The sequence below is a fragment of the Oceanobacter sp. ABM4_470 genome (genome assembly GCF_056158645.1).
In genome coordinates this window covers 1106101-1123684 of sequence record NZ_JBSWTR010000001.1, presented here as the reverse complement: position 1 = coordinate 1123684, position 17584 = coordinate 1106101, and the positions used below count along the sequence as shown (strand labels likewise).

At 54.5% G+C, this 17584-nt stretch carries 12 protein-coding genes and 1 pseudogene; 7 read left to right on the top strand and 6 right to left on the bottom strand.

From position 1 onward, the window contains the following. Positions 1 to 22 precede the first annotated feature (22 nt). From ACXADJ_RS04900 to ACXADJ_RS04880, 5 genes are all read right to left on the bottom strand, one after another. Entirely contained in the window at positions 23 to 2176 is a 2154-nt protein-coding gene (locus ACXADJ_RS04900) for an ATP-binding protein (protein ID WP_475063694.1), read from the bottom strand. Between the two features lie 221 nt (positions 2177 to 2397). Continuing rightward, the gene (locus ACXADJ_RS04895) at positions 2398 to 2700 is read right to left on the bottom strand and encodes an EF-hand domain-containing protein (RefSeq protein WP_475063690.1); all 303 of its coding nucleotides are present in this window, start codon (positions 2698 to 2700) and stop codon (positions 2398 to 2400) included. Positions 2701 to 3043: 343 nt separating this feature from the next. After that, positions 3044 to 5029 carry a pyruvate dehydrogenase complex dihydrolipoyllysine-residue acetyltransferase gene (gene aceF, locus ACXADJ_RS04890; RefSeq protein WP_475063688.1) on the bottom strand — a complete coding sequence of 662 codons (1986 nt, stop codon included), beginning with the start codon at positions 5027 to 5029 and terminating at the stop codon, positions 3044 to 3046. Positions 5030 to 5043: 14 nt separating this feature from the next. Next, entirely contained in the window at positions 5044 to 7695 is a 2652-nt protein-coding gene (gene aceE, locus ACXADJ_RS04885) for a pyruvate dehydrogenase (acetyl-transferring), homodimeric type (protein WP_475063686.1), read from the bottom strand. 430 nt (positions 7696 to 8125) lie between these two features. Then, on the bottom strand, positions 8126 to 9115 hold the full coding sequence (locus tag ACXADJ_RS04880) for a GlxA family transcriptional regulator (protein ID WP_475063684.1): 990 nt from the start codon (positions 9113 to 9115) through the stop codon (positions 8126 to 8128). A 117-nt stretch (positions 9116 to 9232) separates the two neighbouring features. Between ACXADJ_RS04880 and ACXADJ_RS04875 the strand changes: the two genes are divergently transcribed. Both ACXADJ_RS04875 and ACXADJ_RS04870 read left to right on the top strand, forming a co-directional pair. Continuing rightward, on the top strand, positions 9233 to 10927 hold the full coding sequence (locus ACXADJ_RS04875) for a beta-ketoacyl synthase (protein WP_475063682.1): 1695 nt from the start codon (positions 9233 to 9235) through the stop codon (positions 10925 to 10927). Between the two features lie 482 nt (positions 10928 to 11409). Beyond that, complete coding sequence (locus ACXADJ_RS04870) at positions 11410 to 11691, top strand: antibiotic biosynthesis monooxygenase family protein (protein WP_028294135.1); 282 nt, start codon at positions 11410 to 11412, stop codon at positions 11689 to 11691. Between the two features lie 54 nt (positions 11692 to 11745). Here the strand turns inward: ACXADJ_RS04870 and ACXADJ_RS04865 are convergent, their stop codons facing one another. Next, on the bottom strand, positions 11746 to 12360 hold the full coding sequence (locus ACXADJ_RS04865; protein ID WP_475063679.1) for an alpha/beta family hydrolase: 615 nt from the start codon (positions 12358 to 12360) through the stop codon (positions 11746 to 11748). 403 nt (positions 12361 to 12763) lie between these two features. Here ACXADJ_RS04865 and ccoN point away from each other — a divergent pair. From ccoN to ccoG, 5 genes and pseudogenes are all read left to right on the top strand, one after another. Then, positions 12764 to 14196, top strand: a pseudogene (gene ccoN, locus ACXADJ_RS04860) (cytochrome-c oxidase, cbb3-type subunit I). A gap of 15 nt (positions 14197 to 14211) precedes the next feature. Then, a complete protein-coding gene (ccoO, locus tag ACXADJ_RS04855; protein ID WP_028294138.1) occupies positions 14212 to 14817 on the top strand; it encodes a cytochrome-c oxidase, cbb3-type subunit II in 606 nt (201 codons plus the stop codon). Positions 14818 to 14821: 4 nt separating this feature from the next. Beyond that, entirely contained in the window at positions 14822 to 14998 is a 177-nt protein-coding gene (locus tag ACXADJ_RS04850; protein ID WP_028294139.1) for a CcoQ/FixQ family Cbb3-type cytochrome c oxidase assembly chaperone, read from the top strand. Positions 14999 to 15000: 2 nt separating this feature from the next. Next, positions 15001 to 15921 carry a cytochrome-c oxidase, cbb3-type subunit III gene (gene ccoP, locus ACXADJ_RS04845; RefSeq protein ID WP_475063676.1) on the top strand — a complete coding sequence of 307 codons (921 nt, stop codon included), beginning with the start codon at positions 15001 to 15003 and terminating at the stop codon, positions 15919 to 15921. A gap of 193 nt (positions 15922 to 16114) precedes the next feature. Beyond that, positions 16115 to 17518, top strand: coding sequence for a cytochrome c oxidase accessory protein CcoG (gene ccoG / locus ACXADJ_RS04840; protein WP_475063674.1), 1404 nt, complete (start codon positions 16115 to 16117; stop codon positions 17516 to 17518). Positions 17519 to 17584: the final 66 nt, after the last annotated feature.

The window sequence follows — 17584 nt, the reverse complement described above, 5'->3', positions numbered from 1 at the left end:
GCATTCGATAGCAGGATACCGGTCAGGCCAAATAGCCCAGCTGCTTGCGAATAACGCTGACCAACTCTTCCCGGTTGAAGGGTTTGCAGATGTGATCGTTCATGCCAACATCCAGACTGGCACGCACATCATCTTCTGAGGTATTGGCTGACAGCCCAATGATAGGACCTTCGTAGTTGTAGTGTTTGCGTAGTTCAGTGGTGGCCTCGAGGCCACCCATGACTGGCATACGAACATCCATGAGCACCACATCCACAAACTCCCGATCCACGATCAGGAAATCGACGGCTTTCTGGCCATTTTCGACGCACGACACCTCCGCCCCCTGACGGATCAGGATTTCGTAGGCCACCTTCAGGTTCACCGCGTTATCGTCAACCACCAGAATATGTATCCCTTGCAGTGGCAACGGCGCACGATCATTCTCAGGCAGCAGAGTCCGCGACGGCGTCGCCTGACTCAGGGATCTGGCAACTATTCCGGCAGACGCTTCTGCAGGCTCTCCAGCAGCACCGTCAGTAGTCTTTCCGCCACTGGCGACGGCCAGTTCTGCCATCGCCTGATCGGTTTCACCACGCAAAGCGACCGGCAAACCGACTTCCAGACCAAAGCAACTGCCCTTGCCCTCTTCCGACGACACAATCAGCTTGCCATCCATCGCTTCGATCAGGGACTGACAAATGCTCAACCCCAGACCGGTACCACCATGATCACGGGTATCCGAGCTGTCGACCTGCTGGAATTTATCAAATACGGTTTTGAGCTTTTCAGCCGGAATGCCGCGCCCGGTATCCTCTACCAGCAACTGCAACCGCACAGTAACACAGTCGTTACTGACACAGCGCGACACCAGCCGAATCTGGCCGCTGTCGGTGAACTTGGCAGCGTTACTGGCGAAGTTCATCAGCACCTGAGTCAAGCGTAAGCTGTCGCCTTCCAGGTTGTCCGGTATACGGCTATCGGTCTCCAGAACGATGTCGATGGGCTTATTGGCAATCAAGGCTTTCAGGTTGGCTTCCACCACCTGTAGCAGCCCCTTGAGAGCAAAAGGTTTGGAATCAATCTCAACTCCGACCTCTTCAATGCGGGTAACATCAAGAATGTCGTTCACCAACGACAGCAAATGCTGCGATGACGCCAGCGCCTGCCCGGCATAGTGACGGGACTCTGGATCACTACTGTTATCGGCAATCAAGCTGTTAAAGCCCATGATGGCGTTTAATGGGGTGCGTAATTCATGGCTCATGTTGGCCAGAAAATCAGATTTCGCCTTACTGGCCGCCTCCGCTCGGCCGTAGGCATTTTGCAGTTCGACCGTGGCCTCACTGATGCGATCTTTCAGAATTTCGGGCTCACGCTCCAGTCGATACAGCGACCAGAACACCAGCGGGGCAATAAACGCAAACAAACACCACAACAGCAAACGCTGTAGCGACCATGGATTGTGTTCAACCAGAGCCACGCCGACCTGCCAGGAACCACCAGGCAAAGGCACACTGGCAACCACAGGGTCCATTTCAAACACGTCGGAATCACCAAAGAACACATCACCGCGCGGCCCTCGGGCATCTGCCCCCCGCACCGCAATCATAATGTCGTCATCACTGCGGGTCAGGCCGGCATCCAGAAACAGCTGGCCAACATCGAGCAGCACCGTGGCAAATCCCCAGAAGCGCTCATCGTCGCCGTGCTCAACAAAAATCGGGTTACGGGCAATCACAGCCCGACCGCCCTGAATCAGCTTTACCGGCCCTGAAATAACCATCTGACGAGTCGCAATTGAACGCTGTACCGCCGGCCGACGTTTGGGATCGGCCAGCAGGTCATGGCCAACGGTTGAGGCGTTGCGGGCCATGTCGGTGGTGTAACGAACCACCGCGTCCGGGGCCAGCTGAAGTGCCAGAATGCCGGTCACGTGCTCACCAGCAGAACCGGCAAACAGGTCGAATTCGGTTTGGGTAAAGTCGGATCGGGAACGTACAAAGGCAGACAACCCTTGCGTCAGCTGCAAACGCTGGGTGACCACCGAAGACAGTCGGCTGGTGAGTTCGCTCAAGCGACTTTTAGCCGCATCCCGATGATCAAGATACGCCTGTTGAACGAGCAACTTGTCGATCAACATCACGGCGAAAAAGATCGAGACCAAGGTCAGCGTAGGCAGAAGTAATTTGCGCATAAGGAGCGTGGCCGAGATCCCTCAGGGCATGAACAGTAACTTCAGAGTAGACGAGATGCGGGTGCAAGACCAGAGGCCAATGCGTGACTCTTGTAGCGAATTACTCATCTGTCCTGAGCAGATCAATAAAGAGCAAGGTTATCAATAATCACCCTATCCAATCGTTCTCTTTCGACCAACCTTATTACCACACTCTGGCAGCCCATTCCCTGGATAGCCCGTTATTCACTACGTGGTGGCTGGCCACCTGGCCCAGGCTTGCCAGCTTGCAGTTCCTGCTCGGTCAGATAGCCGTCGGAGTCACTGTCGATATCATCAAAATGCTCAGCCAGTGGAGGGATCGATGCCGCTTCATCGCGAGAAATCAGTCCATCGCCGTTGCTATCAAGCTCTGAAAACGATGGCGGCTCTGGCGGTCGACCGCCGGAAAAACCCTGATCAGACGGCGCAGCCATGGCCTGGGCCGAGTACAAGGCCACTGGCGCTAACACAGGAAACAACAGAGAAGAAAACACACGACGCATAACGCACCTTTTACAATTAAATGGGAGCGCGATTGTGCCGGAGGCTGCCGTCAATGAGGGTCAAGGAATGGAGGTAACGTTCGGATTCGTTCAGCTTAATGACAGAACGCGTGGCAGAGACAGATCGAGAGACAGGTACAGAAACAGGAAGCAATAGAAGACATACGTCGTTTGCAAACGCCAGAAACAAAAAACCGGCCACGAGGGCCGGAAAAAGCAGTTACCAACAGTGTTCTCACACTTGGAACAGGAAGGGGCCAACCCCCAAATTGTTGACCCCGGTACAAGCCATCAAACAGGGAAGCGTTCGATGGCCTGCAATTGCTCCCGAAGGAGCAAATCGTTACAGCAGGATGCGACGGATATCGCCGATCATGTTCACCAGAGTGGTGAAGAAACGACCGCAATCTGCGCCGTTAATGGCACGGTGGTCGTAAGAAACAGCCAGTGGCAGCATGTTGCGAGGAACGAATTCCTTACCATTCCACTTAGGCTTCATCTCGGCTTTGGAAACACCCAGAATGGCCACTTCAGGCGCATTCACGATTGGGGTGAAACCGGTACCGCCGATGGCGCCCAGGCTGGAGATGGTGAAACAACCACCCTGCATGTCTTTTGGCTTCAGCTTGCCTTCGCGAGCCGCCTTGATCAGCGCATTGGCTTCCTTGGCGATTTCGAAGATGCTCTTCTTGTCTGCGTCACGCAGAACAGGAACCATCAGACCGTTTGGCGTATCGGCAGCAATACCGATGTGTACGTAGTTCTTCTGAACAATGTGCTCGCCATCGTGGTGCATGGATACGTTGAAGCTAGGCTCCGCACGCATGGCCATAGCCACGGCCTTGATCAGGAATGGCATTGGCGTCAGTTTCACGCCAGCCGCTTCCGCTTCCGCTTTCATGGACTTACGGAAAGCTTCCAGATCGGTGATGTCGGCTTCGTCGAACTGGGTCACAGCCGGCACGTTCAGCCAGTTGCGAGACATGTTCGCCGCAGTCACCTTCTTGATCTTGGACATCTTGATCAATTCGATTTCGCCGAACTGGCTGAAATCAACCGCAGGAATTGGCGGAATACCGGAACCACCAGTAACAGCACCCGCAGCCGGCGCTTGTTCAACACGCTTCAGCGCGTCTTTCACGTAGGCACGGATGTCGTCCTTGGTGATACGGCCACGAACGCCAGTACCTTTAACCTTGGTCAGGTCTACACCCAGCTGACGAGCCAGACGACGGGAGCTTGGGCCAGCGTATACGCTACCTGGGCTCGCTTCTTTCTCGTTCAGACCACCCTTGGCGGCAGCTGGAGCGGCTTCCTGCTTGGCTGGAGCCGGAGCAGCAGCGGCAGGCGCTGGTGCAGCAGCTGCCGGAGCAGGCGCAGCGACAGGTGCAGGCGCAGCGGCCGCAGCAGCTGGCTTGAATACCGCGTAGATTTTGCCTTCGGAAACCTTGTCACCTTCAGCAACCTTGAAGCTAACCAGTACGCCGTCTTCCGGTGCTGGTACGTCCATGGATGCCTTGTCGGATTCCAGTACGATCAGGGACTCTTCCGCTTTCACTTCAGAACCTGGCGCAACGCACAGCTCAATCACAGTCACTTCATCGGCACCGCCCAGATCCGGCAGTGGCAGTTCGATTTCAGCGGCTGGCGCAGCAGGTGCTGCAGCTGGCGCAGGGGCCGCTTCAGCAACCGGTGCCGGAGCAGCGGCTTCAGCGGCTGGTGCAGGAGCAGCTTCCGCTGCACCGGCAACTTCCATCACCGCGTATACGTCGCCTTCTTTAACCTTGCCATCAACGGCAACCTTGAACTCAACGATCTTGCCAGCTTCCGGAGCAGGTACATCCATGGACGCCTTGTCCGATTCCAGCACCAGCAGGGATTCTTCTGCATCCACAGAAGCGCCTGGCTCAACGCTCAGTTCAATAACGGTCACTTCGTCTGCACCACCCAGATCAGGGATGGTCAGTTCGATGGTCTTGCTGCCACCGGCAGCGGCTGGAGCCGCTGCTGGTGCAGGCGCAGCTTCAGCGGCAGGAGCCGGAGCTTCTGCTGGTGCTGCTTCTGCGGCAGGTGCAGGCTCAGAGCCAGCACCTTCAGTTTCAACAACCAGGATGGCAGAACCTTCTGCTACCTTGTCGCCTTCTTTCACCAGGATCTCTACCACTTTACCAGCGGCAGTGGATGGAACTTCCATGGAGGCCTTGTCGGTCTCCAGGACGATCAGGTCCTGGTCTACTTCGATCATGTCGCCAACAGCAACAGAGATCTCGATTACATCTACGTCTTCAGCACCACCAATATCAGGTACTGCTACAGTCACTTGTGCCATGTGTCAGTCTCCTGTTAAACCGTGGTTGGGTCAGCTTTATCAGCATCGATACCCATCTTGGCGCGTACTTTAGGCAGCTCAGCAGCGTCGAACTTGCCTTCTTTGGCCAGCTCGGACAGAGCAGCCAGTACTACAAAGCCACGGTCAACTTCGAAGAAGTGACGCAGTTTCTTACGGGTGTCAGAGCGACCGAAACCGTCGGTACCCAGCACTTTGAAGTTGCCTGGTACGAAGTTACGCAGCTGTTCGCCGTAGGTCTTGATGTAGTCTGTTGCCAGAACCACTGGACCTTCTTTGCCAGTCAGTTGCTCAGTGATATATGGAACCTTGGCATCTTTCTCAGAGTTGATCAGATTCCAACGCTCGGTCTTCTGACCGTCACGGGCCAGTTCGTTAACGGAAGTAACGGACCATACGTCGGACTCAACGCCGTACTCATCACGCAGGATGTCAGCAGCGGCTTCAACTTCACGCAGAATGGTGCCAGCACCCATCAGCTGTACGCGTGGTGCATCAGAAGCTTTACCTTCTTTCAGCATGTACATACCTTTGATGATGCCTTCTTCAGCGCCTACTGGCATTGCCGGGTGAACGTAGTTTTCGTTCATGGCAGTGATGTAGTAGAAGCAGTTTTCCTTATCTTCGTACATGCGCTTCATACCGTCCTGGACGATAACAGCCATTTCGAAGTTGTAAGTCGGATCGTAGGACTTACAGTTAGGAATGGTGTGAGCCATCAGGTGGCTGTGACCATCCTGGTGCTGCAGACCTTCACCGTTTAGAGTGGTACGACCAGCGGTTGCACCAATCAGGAAGCCGCGTGCCTGGATATCACCCGCCAGCCATGCCAGGTCACCGATACGCTGGAAGCCAAACATGGAGTAGAAGATGTAGAACGGCACAACAGCGCAGTTGTTGTTGCTGTAGGAAGTCGCCAGCGCCAACCATGCAGACATAGCGCCCGCTTCGTTGATGCCTTCTTCCATGATCTGGCCTTTCTTGTCTTCCTTGTAGTACATGATCTGGTTGTGATCATGCGGGGTGTATTTCTGACCCGCGGAAGAGTAGATGCCCAGCTGACGGAACATACCTTCCATACCGAAAGTACGTGCTTCATCAGGAACGATAGGAACAATACGCTTACCAACCTGCTTGTCTTTCACCAGCTGGGACAGTACGCGTACGAATGCCATGGTGGAGGACTGCTCGCGGTCGCCGGAACCGGTCAACTGGGACTTGAATGCGTCCAGTGCTGGTACTTCCAGAGCGTCGAAGTCGGCACGACGGGATGGAACCACACCGTTCAGCTTCTTGCGGGTTTCCATCATGTACTTCATTTCAGGGCTGTCTGGCGCTGGACGGTAGTAAGGTACAGTCTCCAGCTGTTCATCAGACAGTGGGATACCGAAGCGGTCACGGAACTGCTTCAGGGATTCCTTATCCAGCTTCTTCACAGAGTGAGTCGGGTTGGATGCTTCGCCCGCTTCGCCCAGGCCGTAACCTTTAACGGTTTGCGCCAGAATAACGGTTGGGGAACCCTTGTTTTCCATTGCTTCAGCGTACGCAGCGTACACTTTGAATGGGTCGTGGCCACCACGGTTCAGGTTGTAGATGTCTTCATCAGACATGTCCTTAACCAGTTCCAGCAGCTCTGGGTATTTGCCGAAGAAGTGCTCACGGGTGTATGCACCGCCGTTGGCTTTGTAGTTCTGCAGTTCGCCGTCGACAACTTCGTTCATGCGCTTCTGCAGCAGACCGGTCTTGTCTTTCTCCAGCAGTACGTCCCAATGACGACCCCAGACAACCTTGATCACGTTCCAGCCAGCACCGCGGAACACGCCTTCCAGTTCCTGCATGATCTTGCCGTTACCACGAACAGGACCGTCCAGACGCTGCAGGTTACAGTTGATCACGAACACCAGGTTTTCCAGCTGCTCACGACCTGCCAGGGAGATAGCACCCAGAGTTTCCGGCTCATCACACTCACCGTCGCCCAGGAATGCCCAAACCTTACGATCGCCACGAGCAACCAGGTCACGAGCAGACAGGTAACGCATTACGTGCGCCTGATAGATGGCTCCGATTGGACCCAGACCCATGGATACGGTTGGGAACTGCCAGTAGTCCGGCATCAACCAAGGGTGAGGGTAAGAGGACAGACCCTTGCCATCGACTTCGCGACGGAAGTTGTCCAGTTGTTCTTCGTCAAAACGGCCTTCCAGGTAGGAACGCGCGTAGATACCAGGGGCAGAGTGGCCCTGGAAGTAGATCAGGTCACCCAGATGACCATCGTCGTTACCACGGAAGAAGTAGTTGAAACCTACATCGTACAGAGTCGCGGCAGACGAGAAGGAAGCGATGTGACCGCCCAGACCTTCGTCGTTATCGTTGGCACGCATAACCATAGCCAGGGCATTCCAACGGATCAGGGAGCGGATGCGGCGTTCCATGAACAGGTCGCCCGGCATGCGCTTTTCTTTTTCCACAGGAATGGTGTTGCGGTATGGCGTAGTGATCGCAGCTGGCAGTTCAACGCCTTTTGCCATCGCATTATCAAACAGTGCTTTCAACAAGAATGCTGCACGCTCAGGGCCTGCATGGCGAATCGTTGCGTGGAGTGAATCCAGCCATTCTTGTGTTTCGTAGATATCGACATCTTGTGTCATACGGAACTCCCAGTCTTCTTTTTTATCTGCGCCCGGATAAGGCACGGGTGAAGGCCTTGTGAGCCTGTTACCCCTGAAATTCTGGACTTACCTATCATCCCTTTCCGGTAAGCGACAATACCTAAGCCCTTCATGGGCTAAGAAAATATCCATCATTCGTTCTGCTCATACCTTTACTACCCAGGTAGCAGAACCAAACGCGGTGCCAGTCTGACGCCTGCCGTTTTCAAACACAACGACCCTGTAGTTTTTTTACAGGAATTACAACGTTCGAAAATTGTGCGACGGACGTTAGAAATCTGACCGTTCTGTGGCACCAGCTTCGATGGCGGCAGCAGTATAACCAAAAAAAATAGGCAGAATCACTACAATGTATGGAGAAATTTTCTGTGATGCCTATTCAATTTTCGTTTTTCGTGTCACGAATCGGTCAATTGCCGGTAAATAATTTACCACGAACCTTGTCACGAAATTCGCCGGGAGACTGGCCCGAAAGCCGCCGGAACACCCGGATGAAATAGCTGCTGTCGCCAAAGCCTACAGCTTGAGCCACATCGCTCACTGTGAGGTTGCTTTGTTGCAAAAGTTCGCGCGCGGCCTGACAACGTATCGTCTGAAAGTAGTAGAGCGGCGTTTGCCCGGTGGCTTGCTTGAAACGACGGGTAAACTGTCGCTCGCTCAATCCCGCTCTCTCTGACAGCTGTTTCAATGAAAACGGCTCTCGCAGGTACTGCTTCATCCAGGCCTGCGCCATCACTATCTCTTCATCGGCGTGCGCCATCGACTCTTCAGGACTGTAGACCCGGTTCTCGAACGGATTCCTGACTTCCGGTGAAAATTGTTGTTCCACCTGCAAGGCCATGTCCCTGCCCCAGGTTTTGCCAATGAAGTGAATCACCATGTCCGCGCCGGAATTCACACTGGCGGCACAGTAAATTCCCCGTGATTGGGTAAGAAGGTGCTGGCGCTGCAAATTGACGTTTGGGTAATGCTCGGCAAAACGGTCCTGATAGTGCCAGTGGGTGGTCGCGGGCAAGCCATCCAGAATGCCGCTTTCAGCCACCAGACACACCCCGGTGCCAACCGAAATCACACTGGCACCCTTTCGGTACTGATTGGCAATCCACTCGATTACCTGTGGATGTTGGCGAATCACACGCTGCGGATCACGCCACAAGGCCGGCACCACCACCAGGTTGGTTTGTTCAATATCTTCGATGCGGCTATCCGGCTGAATGCGCACACCACCAAGGCCATTGCAGGAACCAGCATCCACAGCAGCTATCTGAATGCGGAAGTCGGCGTTGCGCTGACGCTGCAACCTCAACCGGGCGCGCGTTGCTTCCAGCATCTCGATGGGAATGGCAATACTGGACAGCAGCATATGCTCCACCAGCAGCAAAGTGACACTCTGAAACATACCGTTGAACTCAATCGCCCCATATTGTCTGTATCTTTTTATTTTATGTCTTTTTTGTACTACTGAAAGAGTCAGTATTGCCAATAAGATAAAAAAAACACTTCTGGAAACGGGTTAATGAAAAAACTGGCAGTAATCACTGGCTTCGGCGGCATCAACGCTGCAGGCCGCAGCGCTGGCCACCACGCCTTCCGCCGCATGATTTTTGATTCTCTGTCCGAGCAGGACCAGCAAACCACATTGGCGGCACTGGGCGCGCTGATGGGCACCGACGATCGCGACGCCATTCTTGAAGGCTCGCTGGTACGTGAATGGGATAACGTCGACTGGGACGCCAAGGCCGTACCTTTCCATGAAGCGTTCAAAGACGAGGACGGCACACAATGTTGGCGCCTGACCCATCGTCGCTTGCCGGTACAAAGTGCTGGCCAGATGCCAAAGGGCTTTGACCCGGCCAAGCTGTACCGCTCACGTCACCACCCTCGTGGTTTGCAAATGGCGGTATACGCCGCATCCGATGCATTGGGATCACTGGGCATTGAATGGGAAACCCTCTGCCAGCACGTTGGCCCTGATGAAATTGCCGTCTATGCCGGTTCCGCCATGGGTCAGCAAGACGGTAACGGCCACGGCGGCATGATGCAGTCTGCGTTAATGGGTAAGCGCACCAGCTCCAAGCAATGCGCCATGGGCCTGAGCGAAATGCCTGCCGACTTCATCAATGCCTATGTGCTGGGCAACGTTGGCAAAACCGGCAGCATGACCGCCGCCTGCGCAACCTTCCTCTACAACCTGCAACTGGCCAAGGACGATATTGAATCCGGTCGCCGTCGCATTGTGATTGTTGGCAACGCTGAAGCGCCGCTGGTGCCGGAAATTGTCGAAGGTTACAACGCCATGACGGCGTTGGCGTCTGAAGCCAACCTGAAAAAGCTGGACAACAAGGGCGACAACGAAGAAGCCGACTTCCGTCGTGCCGTACGCCCGTTCGGTGAAAACTGCGGCTTCACCATTGCTGAATCGGCTCAGTTCTTCGTACTGACGGACGACCAGCTGGCGCTGGAGCTGGGCCTGAATGTACTGGGCAGCATCGGTGATGTGCAGGTGAATGCCGACGGCTACAAGAAATCCATTTCCAACCCGGGCATTGGTAACTACCTGACCATGGCCAAGGTGATGGCCGCTACCCGCCGGGAACTGGGTGAAGCATCATTGAAGAACAGCTTTGTGCACGCTCACGGCAGTAGCACGCCGCAAAACCGGGTCACCGAATCCCACATCTACGAAGCACTGGCCGGTGCGTTTGGCATTGAAAATTGGCCAATCACTGCGGTGAAGACCTTCGTTGGGCATTCACTGGCAGCGGCGTCTGCTGACCAGTTGACTGCGGCTCTGGGCACCTGGGCCACCGGTGTGATTCCGGGCATCAAAACCACCGAAAAAGTGGCTGACGATGTGCATCAGCAAGGTCTGGAGTTTGTGCTGCAAGACAAACAGATCGATAGCGAGCAACTGGATGTTGCCTTTATTAACGCCAAGGGCTTTGGAGGCAACAACGCCTCTGCGGCGGTTGTATCACCCACCAGGACCCTCGAGTTGATCAGCCAGAAGCACGGCACTGACGCCATTGCTGCCTGGAGCCAGGCCAATACGGCGATTCAGAGTCAGGCCAGTGCCTACGACAGCCGCATGGTTGCCGGTGAAATCGAGCCTCGCTACCTGTTCGGCGAAAACGTACTGGCTCCGGAAGATCTGCAAATTACTGACACTGAAATCCGTATCAAAGGCTGGGACAAGCCCGTCGTGCTCTGATTGCTTGAGTCAAGGGACCCTAGGGACCCTCTGAATAACTCGGTGCCCGCTCTGGATGACAGGGCGCAGCTGAGTCACGAAGCTGATTTGCAGGCCTGACGGGTCAAGTCAAAAATCAGCGACACAGAGTCAGCAATGCCCTGCCATCCCCTTTGGGCGCGGCCTGCATGCTGCCATAACAGCGTTGGCGAATTTGGAAAGGGCCAGCCATTCCGCTGCATTCGCCGCCTTGTTCTGACACCCTGCAGGACTCGCGCAGAGCTGTGCAGAGTTATTCAGAGGGACCCTGACACCAGAACCTCCCAAAAGCCGGCAATCGCCGGCTTTTGTTTGTCTGCAATAAAGCCACTCCAGCCGAAAGTCGACCGGCTTATGGTTGATTTGCCAGCCCCACAGCACTATGGTCGAAGTGGGCCATGGGTAATCCCCAAACCATCTATAATTTGCCCAGCCCTTAGACAACGACCAACGGAAGAATAAGTATGATCAAGGTAATCATCGACCGTCGTATTGCCGACGATATGGAGTCCACTTACGAAGCCTCTATCAAGGACACCCTGCGAGCCATTCTGGAAGCGCCAGGCTATGTCTCCGGCGCCTCTTACGTCGATGCGAAAGACTCACACCACCGCATTATCATCACCAACTGGCAGTCCGTTGAAGACTGGGAACGCTGGTCTGTTTCGGAGTCCCGCCGCGACGTCATTGCGGCCATCCAGCCGATTCTGATGCGTGAAGAGCGTATTACGGTACTGACAGCCTGATTGGCAGGCCCGGGTTATTCATAGACGACCTGGGCCATTTCGCTGTTCATCCCTTCAAGCATTCAACCATTTATCAATGTGAATGACCGCCTTCGCAATCAACTGCTGCTGATCGAAACCGGATGACCGTAAGGGTTTGAAGTCGTGATCACCGGAAGGCAACCAGTTGATGCTAATGCCGTCCTCAGGCAACTCCATCGCATCCACATCCTCCGGCTTTCCAAATCCGTCACGGGTTCCCTGCTGAATCAGTACAGGCACCTTTATGTCCTCAAAATGCCCTGTGCGTGGCTGTTTGTTCTTGCCATTACCAATAAACGGATAACCCAACACAGCAACCGCTTGTACCGATGCCGGGCAATTCGTCGCTGCCAGCATGGTCGCAACCCGTCCACCCATCGACTTGCCCACCAACACACACGGTTGCGAGTCATTCAGCGAATCATTCAAGGAACCACACAGCAACCCGCGCAACTCTTCGACCAGTTTTTCGACCTTCGGTGGTGGCCGTCGTTTGCCCGTTGCCTGAGCTTCCTGCATATAACCAAAGTCATAAGGACGCACCGGATAGCCGAGGGATTCAAAACAGCCACGGGTGTACTCCAGAAACGTCGATTGATTGGATGCTCCAGCACCGTGCAGCAGTATGATCAAAGGTCGTTTATCCACCATTACTTCCTGATTTTTCAAGATCACTCAATTCGTCTTTTGGTCTTACCACTTTCGTGCCGGACCATCTAATCTTTTTAAACAGCAATATCGCTAGCTGCCTTATTTTTGTCTCAAATCAATATAACGCCAAGAGGCCTGCTTATCATGGTCACCAATGCCAGAAGCCCCGAATATTCAGGGTTTTTCCGCAGGACGCGGGCCAAAACCGTCAAATAGGACACCATATCTTAATGATATTCATTCCTATTTATTAGAAGGCCGAGGTATAACACAGGTGATGTATATCCCTGAAAAATCAGACGCTTAGTCTGACGTATATTTGCAAAGCAAAAATAAGCGCCCGATAATGTGGCACCAAAAATCATAACCCTCAATCTAACGCTGTTATTGGAATCCAATCATGAGCACAGCAATCGACCATCCCGAATACAACTACAAGGTGGTAAGACAATTTGCCATCATGACTGTTGTCTGGGGCATTGTTGGCATGGCGGCCGGTGTCTTCATCGCTGCCCAGCTGGCTTGGCCCGCTCTGAACTTCGATACCCCATGGCTGTCCTTCGGCCGCTTGCGACCGTTGCACACCAACGCGGTTATTTTCGCCTTTGGCGGCTGCGCCTTGTTTGCGACTTCCTACTACATCGTTCAGCGCACTTGTCGCACTCGCTTGTTCTCTGACACCCTCGCGTCCTTCACCTTCTGGGGCTGGAACCTGGTGATCGTTTTGGCAGCCATCACTCTGCCAATGGGTATCACCTCCGCGAAGGAATACGCTGAACTGGAATGGCCAATCGATATCTTGGTGGCGTTGGTTTGGGTGGCTTACGTCATCAACTTCCTGGGCACTCTGGCGATCCGTAAGGAAAAGCACATCTACGTTGCCAACTGGTTCTTTGCTGCCTTTATGATCATGATTGCCATCCTGTACATTGGTAACAGCCTGGCAGTGCCTGTTTCCCTGACCAAGTCCTACTCTATTTACGCCGGCACCATCGACGCTATGGTGCAGTGGTGGTGGGGTCACAACGCGGTAGGTTTCTTCCTGACGGCGGGCTTCCTGGGCATCATGTACTACTTCGTACCAAAGCAGGCTGGTCGTCCTGTTTACTCTTACCGCCTGTCCATCGTTCACTTCTGGGCCTTGATCTCCATCTACGTGTGGGCCGGTGCTCACCACCTGCACTACTCTGCCCTGCCTGACTGGGCTCAGACTTCCGGCATGGTAATGTCCCTGATTCTGCTGGCGCCTTCCTGGGCGGTATGATCAACGGCATGATGACCCTCTCCGGTGCCTGGCACAAACTGCGTACCGACCCGGTTCTGCGCTTCCTGGTGGTTTCCCTGTCCTTCTACGGCATGTCCACCTTCGAAGGTCCAATGATGTCTATCAAGACCGTTAACGCCCTCTCTCACAACACTGACTGGACCATCGGTCACGTTCACTCCGGCGCACTGGGCTGGGTTGCCATGGTGTCCATCGGTGCTATGTACCACCTGATTCCTATCATGTTTGGTCGCAAGGCATCTGACATGTACTCCCAGGGCCTGATCAACGTTCACTTCTGGCTGGCTACCATCGGTACCGTGTTCTACATCGTGGCGATGTGGGTGAACGGCATCATGCAAGGTCTGATGTGGCGTGCAGTAAACGACGACGGCACCCTGACCTACAGCTTCGTGGAGTCTGTTGAAGCCTCTTACCCGGGTTACGTTGGCCGTGTCATCGGTGGCGCCCTGTTCCTGCTGGGCATGCTGGTGATGGCGTACAACGTCTACATGACCGTTCGTGTTGCCAAGAAAGAGCAAGCTGACGCAGCTCTGGCACAGGCGTAAGGAGTACCGGAAATGATCAAACACGAAACTATTGAAAAAAACCTCCCCTTGATGGTGGTTCTGATCGTCGTTGCTCTGAGCTGGGGCGGTCTGGTGGAAATCGTTCCACTGTTCTTCCATGAAGACACCAACAAGCCGGTTGAAGGCCTCAAGCCACTGAGCGCCCTCGAACTGGAAGGCCGTGACATCTACATCCGCGAAGGCTGCCACGTATGTCACACCCAGATGGTTCGCCCATTCCGTGCTGAAACCGAGCGCTACGGACCTTACTCCGTCGCTGGCGAACACGTGTATGAGCATCCGTTCCTGTGGGGTTCCAAGCGTACCGGTCCTGACCTGGCACGTGTTGGTGGTCGTTATTCCGACGAATGGCACCGCGCTCACATGTACAACCCACGTGACGTAGTACCTGAGTCCATTATGCCGTCCTACCCTTGGCTGTTCGAATACAAGGTAGATGGTCGTGACACACCGAAGAAGATGGAAGCCCTGCGTATGGTCGGCGTGCCATACACAGATGAAGACATCGAAAATGCCAAAGCCGCCGTGGATGGCAAACCTGAGATTGAAGCTCTGGTCGCCTACCTGCAGCAACTTGGCACAGTGATCACTAAACGGTAACCCTATGGATATTAACGACGTACGCGGTCTCGGGTCGGTCTTTGCACTGGCCGCCATGCTCGGCATTTTCTGGTGGGCCTACGGCTCCAGTCGCAAGCAACGCTTTGACGAAGATGCTGAAATTCCGTTCCTGGACGATGACGACGGGTCCGTGTACGACGATAAAGATCGGAGTAAGTAAAAATGTTAAGTACTTTCTGGCAAGTATGGGTTACCGCCATTGTGGTGGGTTCCATCATAGGCTGCGGCATCCTCATCATGTATACCAGCAAGGGGATGCGCAAAGAAGAAACCGACGAGACCACAGGTCACGCCTACGACGGTATCGAAGAAATTGATAACCCGCTGCCACGCTGGTGGGTGTTCATGTTTTGGGCCACCATCGTATTCGGCCTGGGCTACCTGGGCATGTACGGTCTGGGTAACTTCAAAGGTCTGGTCACCGTGACCGTTGACGGTGAAGAAGTGGCCTGGAGTTCCGCTAACCAGTGGAAAGCCGAGGTTCAGGCATTCGACAAGGACATCGCTCCGCTGTACGCCAAATACTCTGCAACTCCGGTTGAGGAGCTGGCCAAAAACGACGAAGCGCTGCAAACCGGCCAGCGTCTGTTCAAGTCCAACTGTGCGGTATGCCACGGCTCCAACGCCAAAGGAGCACTGGGCTTCCCGAACCTGACCGACAACGACTGGCTGTACGGTGGTAACCCACAACAGCTGACCATGACCATTACTAACGGCCGCCAGGGTGCAATGCCAGCATGGGAAGCCATTCTGGGCGACCAGGGCATTGATGACATGACCGCCTATGTTCGCAGCCTGTCTGGTCTGAAGCACGATGAAGCCGGTGCTGCGACCGCGGCACCACTGTTCATGCGCAACTGTGCCATCTGTCACGGCGCTGACGGCAAAGGCAACATCATGATGGGTGCACCAAACCTGACCGACGATATCTGGCTGTACGGTGGTTCCACCAAGCAGATCGAGATGACCCTGCGTCACGGTCGTATGGGCAAAATGCCAGCGCACAAGGAAATCCTTGGCGCCAACGCAGACGCCAAGATCCACCTGTTGGTGACCTACGTGTACTCCTTGACCAACAAGTGAGCCGCGTTTGTTTCAGCTCATTCCTGCAGGCTTGAGCTGAAACAAGAAACCCCGAAAAAGCGGCCTCCAAGCCGCTTTTTTTTCAGCTGTGAAATATCAAAAACTATATAATCAAAACGTTATATAGATAAGCTGACGCCAGGGACACCCCCGCTCAACGCCAGCACCAATATGCAACCAGGTGACACGCTGTATGAGTAATATTCCCGTCAAAGATGTGACCCCAAAACAACAATCCATGTACCAGAAACGCGAGAAGATCTACGTCCGCGAGATCATCGGTGTGTTTCAGAAAGCCCGAACCTACACCCTCTGGGCGCTGATGCTGGCCTACTACGGTGTGGTATGGCTTAACTGGGACGGCCGCCAGGCGGTGTACTTCGACCTGCCCGCGCGACAGTTTCACGTGTTTGGCGCCACCTTCTGGCCACAGGATTTCATCTTGCTGTCGGCGTTGCTGATCATCGCCGCATTTGGCTTGTTTACCGTCACCAATTTGGCCGGACGACTTTGGTGCGGTTACACCTGTCCGCAATCAGCATGGTCCTTTTTATTCATGTGGGTGGAAGAACGCACCGAAGGCACCCGCAACCAACGCATCAAGCTCGACAAGGAGCCGATGAGCCTGACCAAAGCGCGCAAGAAAGGACTCAAACACAGTGCCTGGTTGTTTATCTCCTTGATGACCGGCGTCACTTTTGTGGGCTATTTCTCGCCTATTCGTGAATTGATCCCCGACATCCTTGTTTTTAACCTGAACGGCTGGGAGCTGTTCTGGATTGCCTTTTTCACCGCCGCCACCTACATCAATGCCGGCTGGATGCGTGAACAGGTCTGCATTTATATGTGCCCTTACGCCCGCTTCCAGTCAGTGATGTACGACGAGGACACCCTCGCCGTATCCTACGATTTCAATCGCGGCGAACCCCGCGGCCACCGCAGCAAGAAAAAGGACCCGTCACAACAAGCCCAGCTCGGCGACTGTGTCGATTGCTCGCTCTGTGTGCAGGTATGCCCAACCGGTATCGATATTCGTGATGGTCTGCAATACCAGTGCATTGGTTGCGCCCTCTGCATCGACGCCTGCGACTCCATCATGGCGAAACTTGACAAGCCCAAGGGCCTGATTCGCTACACCACCGAAAACGAACTGGAAGGCAAAAAAACCCACATCATGCGGCCGCGATTGTTCGGCTACGCCGCAGTACTGACGCTGATGGTCGGCGCGCTGGTGTATGCCCTGGGCACACGCACTCCGTTCGAGCTGGACATTGAGCGCGACCGTGGCCGTCTGTACCAGCTGACGCCCAACGACACCGTCATCAACAGCTTCACTTTGAAGATGATGAACATGTCACAACAGGCCAACACTTACATTCTGAGTGTCGACGGGCTGCCAGCGGCCGAGATGGAAGCCGATTCCGAATACACCCTCAACACCAATGAAATGCGCGAAATCGCTCTCGATCTGGAGCTGGACCCCAGCATTGCCAAACTGCCGTCCAGCAAGACCAACATCGAGTTCGTCGTGGTCGACAAAAACAGCGGCGAAGAAGTCGCCCGGGTTGAAAGCCGGTTTATTGCGCCACGTGGGTAAAACCCCCTTTATCTGGTCGCACGCGCAGGCCCAAGTGGTTAAACTTGGGCCTGCTATTTGTGCGGT

What these genes read in the sequence shown, in the direction of transcription:
- ACXADJ_RS04900 (WP_475063694.1), bottom strand. Translation starts at nt 2,176, where the DNA reads ATGCGCAAATTACTTCTGCCTACGCTGACCTTGGTCTCGATCTTTTTC.
- ACXADJ_RS04895 (WP_475063690.1), bottom strand. Translation starts at nt 2,700, where the DNA reads ATGCGTCGTGTGTTTTCTTCTCTGTTGTTTCCTGTGTTAGCGCCAGTG.
- aceF (WP_475063688.1), bottom strand. Translation starts at nt 5,029, where the DNA reads ATGGCACAAGTGACTGTAGCAGTACCTGATATTGGTGGTGCTGAAGAC.
- aceE (WP_475063686.1), bottom strand. Translation starts at nt 7,695, where the DNA reads ATGACACAAGATGTCGATATCTACGAAACACAAGAATGGCTGGATTCA.
- ACXADJ_RS04880 (WP_475063684.1), bottom strand. Translation starts at nt 9,115, where the DNA reads ATGTTTCAGAGTGTCACTTTGCTGCTGGTGGAGCATATGCTGCTGTCC.
- ACXADJ_RS04875 (WP_475063682.1), top strand. Translation starts at nt 9,233, where the DNA reads ATGAAAAAACTGGCAGTAATCACTGGCTTCGGCGGCATCAACGCTGCA.
- ACXADJ_RS04870 (WP_028294135.1), top strand. Translation starts at nt 11,410, where the DNA reads ATGATCAAGGTAATCATCGACCGTCGTATTGCCGACGATATGGAGTCC.
- ACXADJ_RS04850 (WP_028294139.1), top strand. Translation starts at nt 14,822, where the DNA reads ATGGATATTAACGACGTACGCGGTCTCGGGTCGGTCTTTGCACTGGCC.
- ccoP (WP_475063676.1), top strand. Translation starts at nt 15,001, where the DNA reads ATGTTAAGTACTTTCTGGCAAGTATGGGTTACCGCCATTGTGGTGGGT.
- ccoG (WP_475063674.1), top strand. Translation starts at nt 16,115, where the DNA reads ATGAGTAATATTCCCGTCAAAGATGTGACCCCAAAACAACAATCCATG.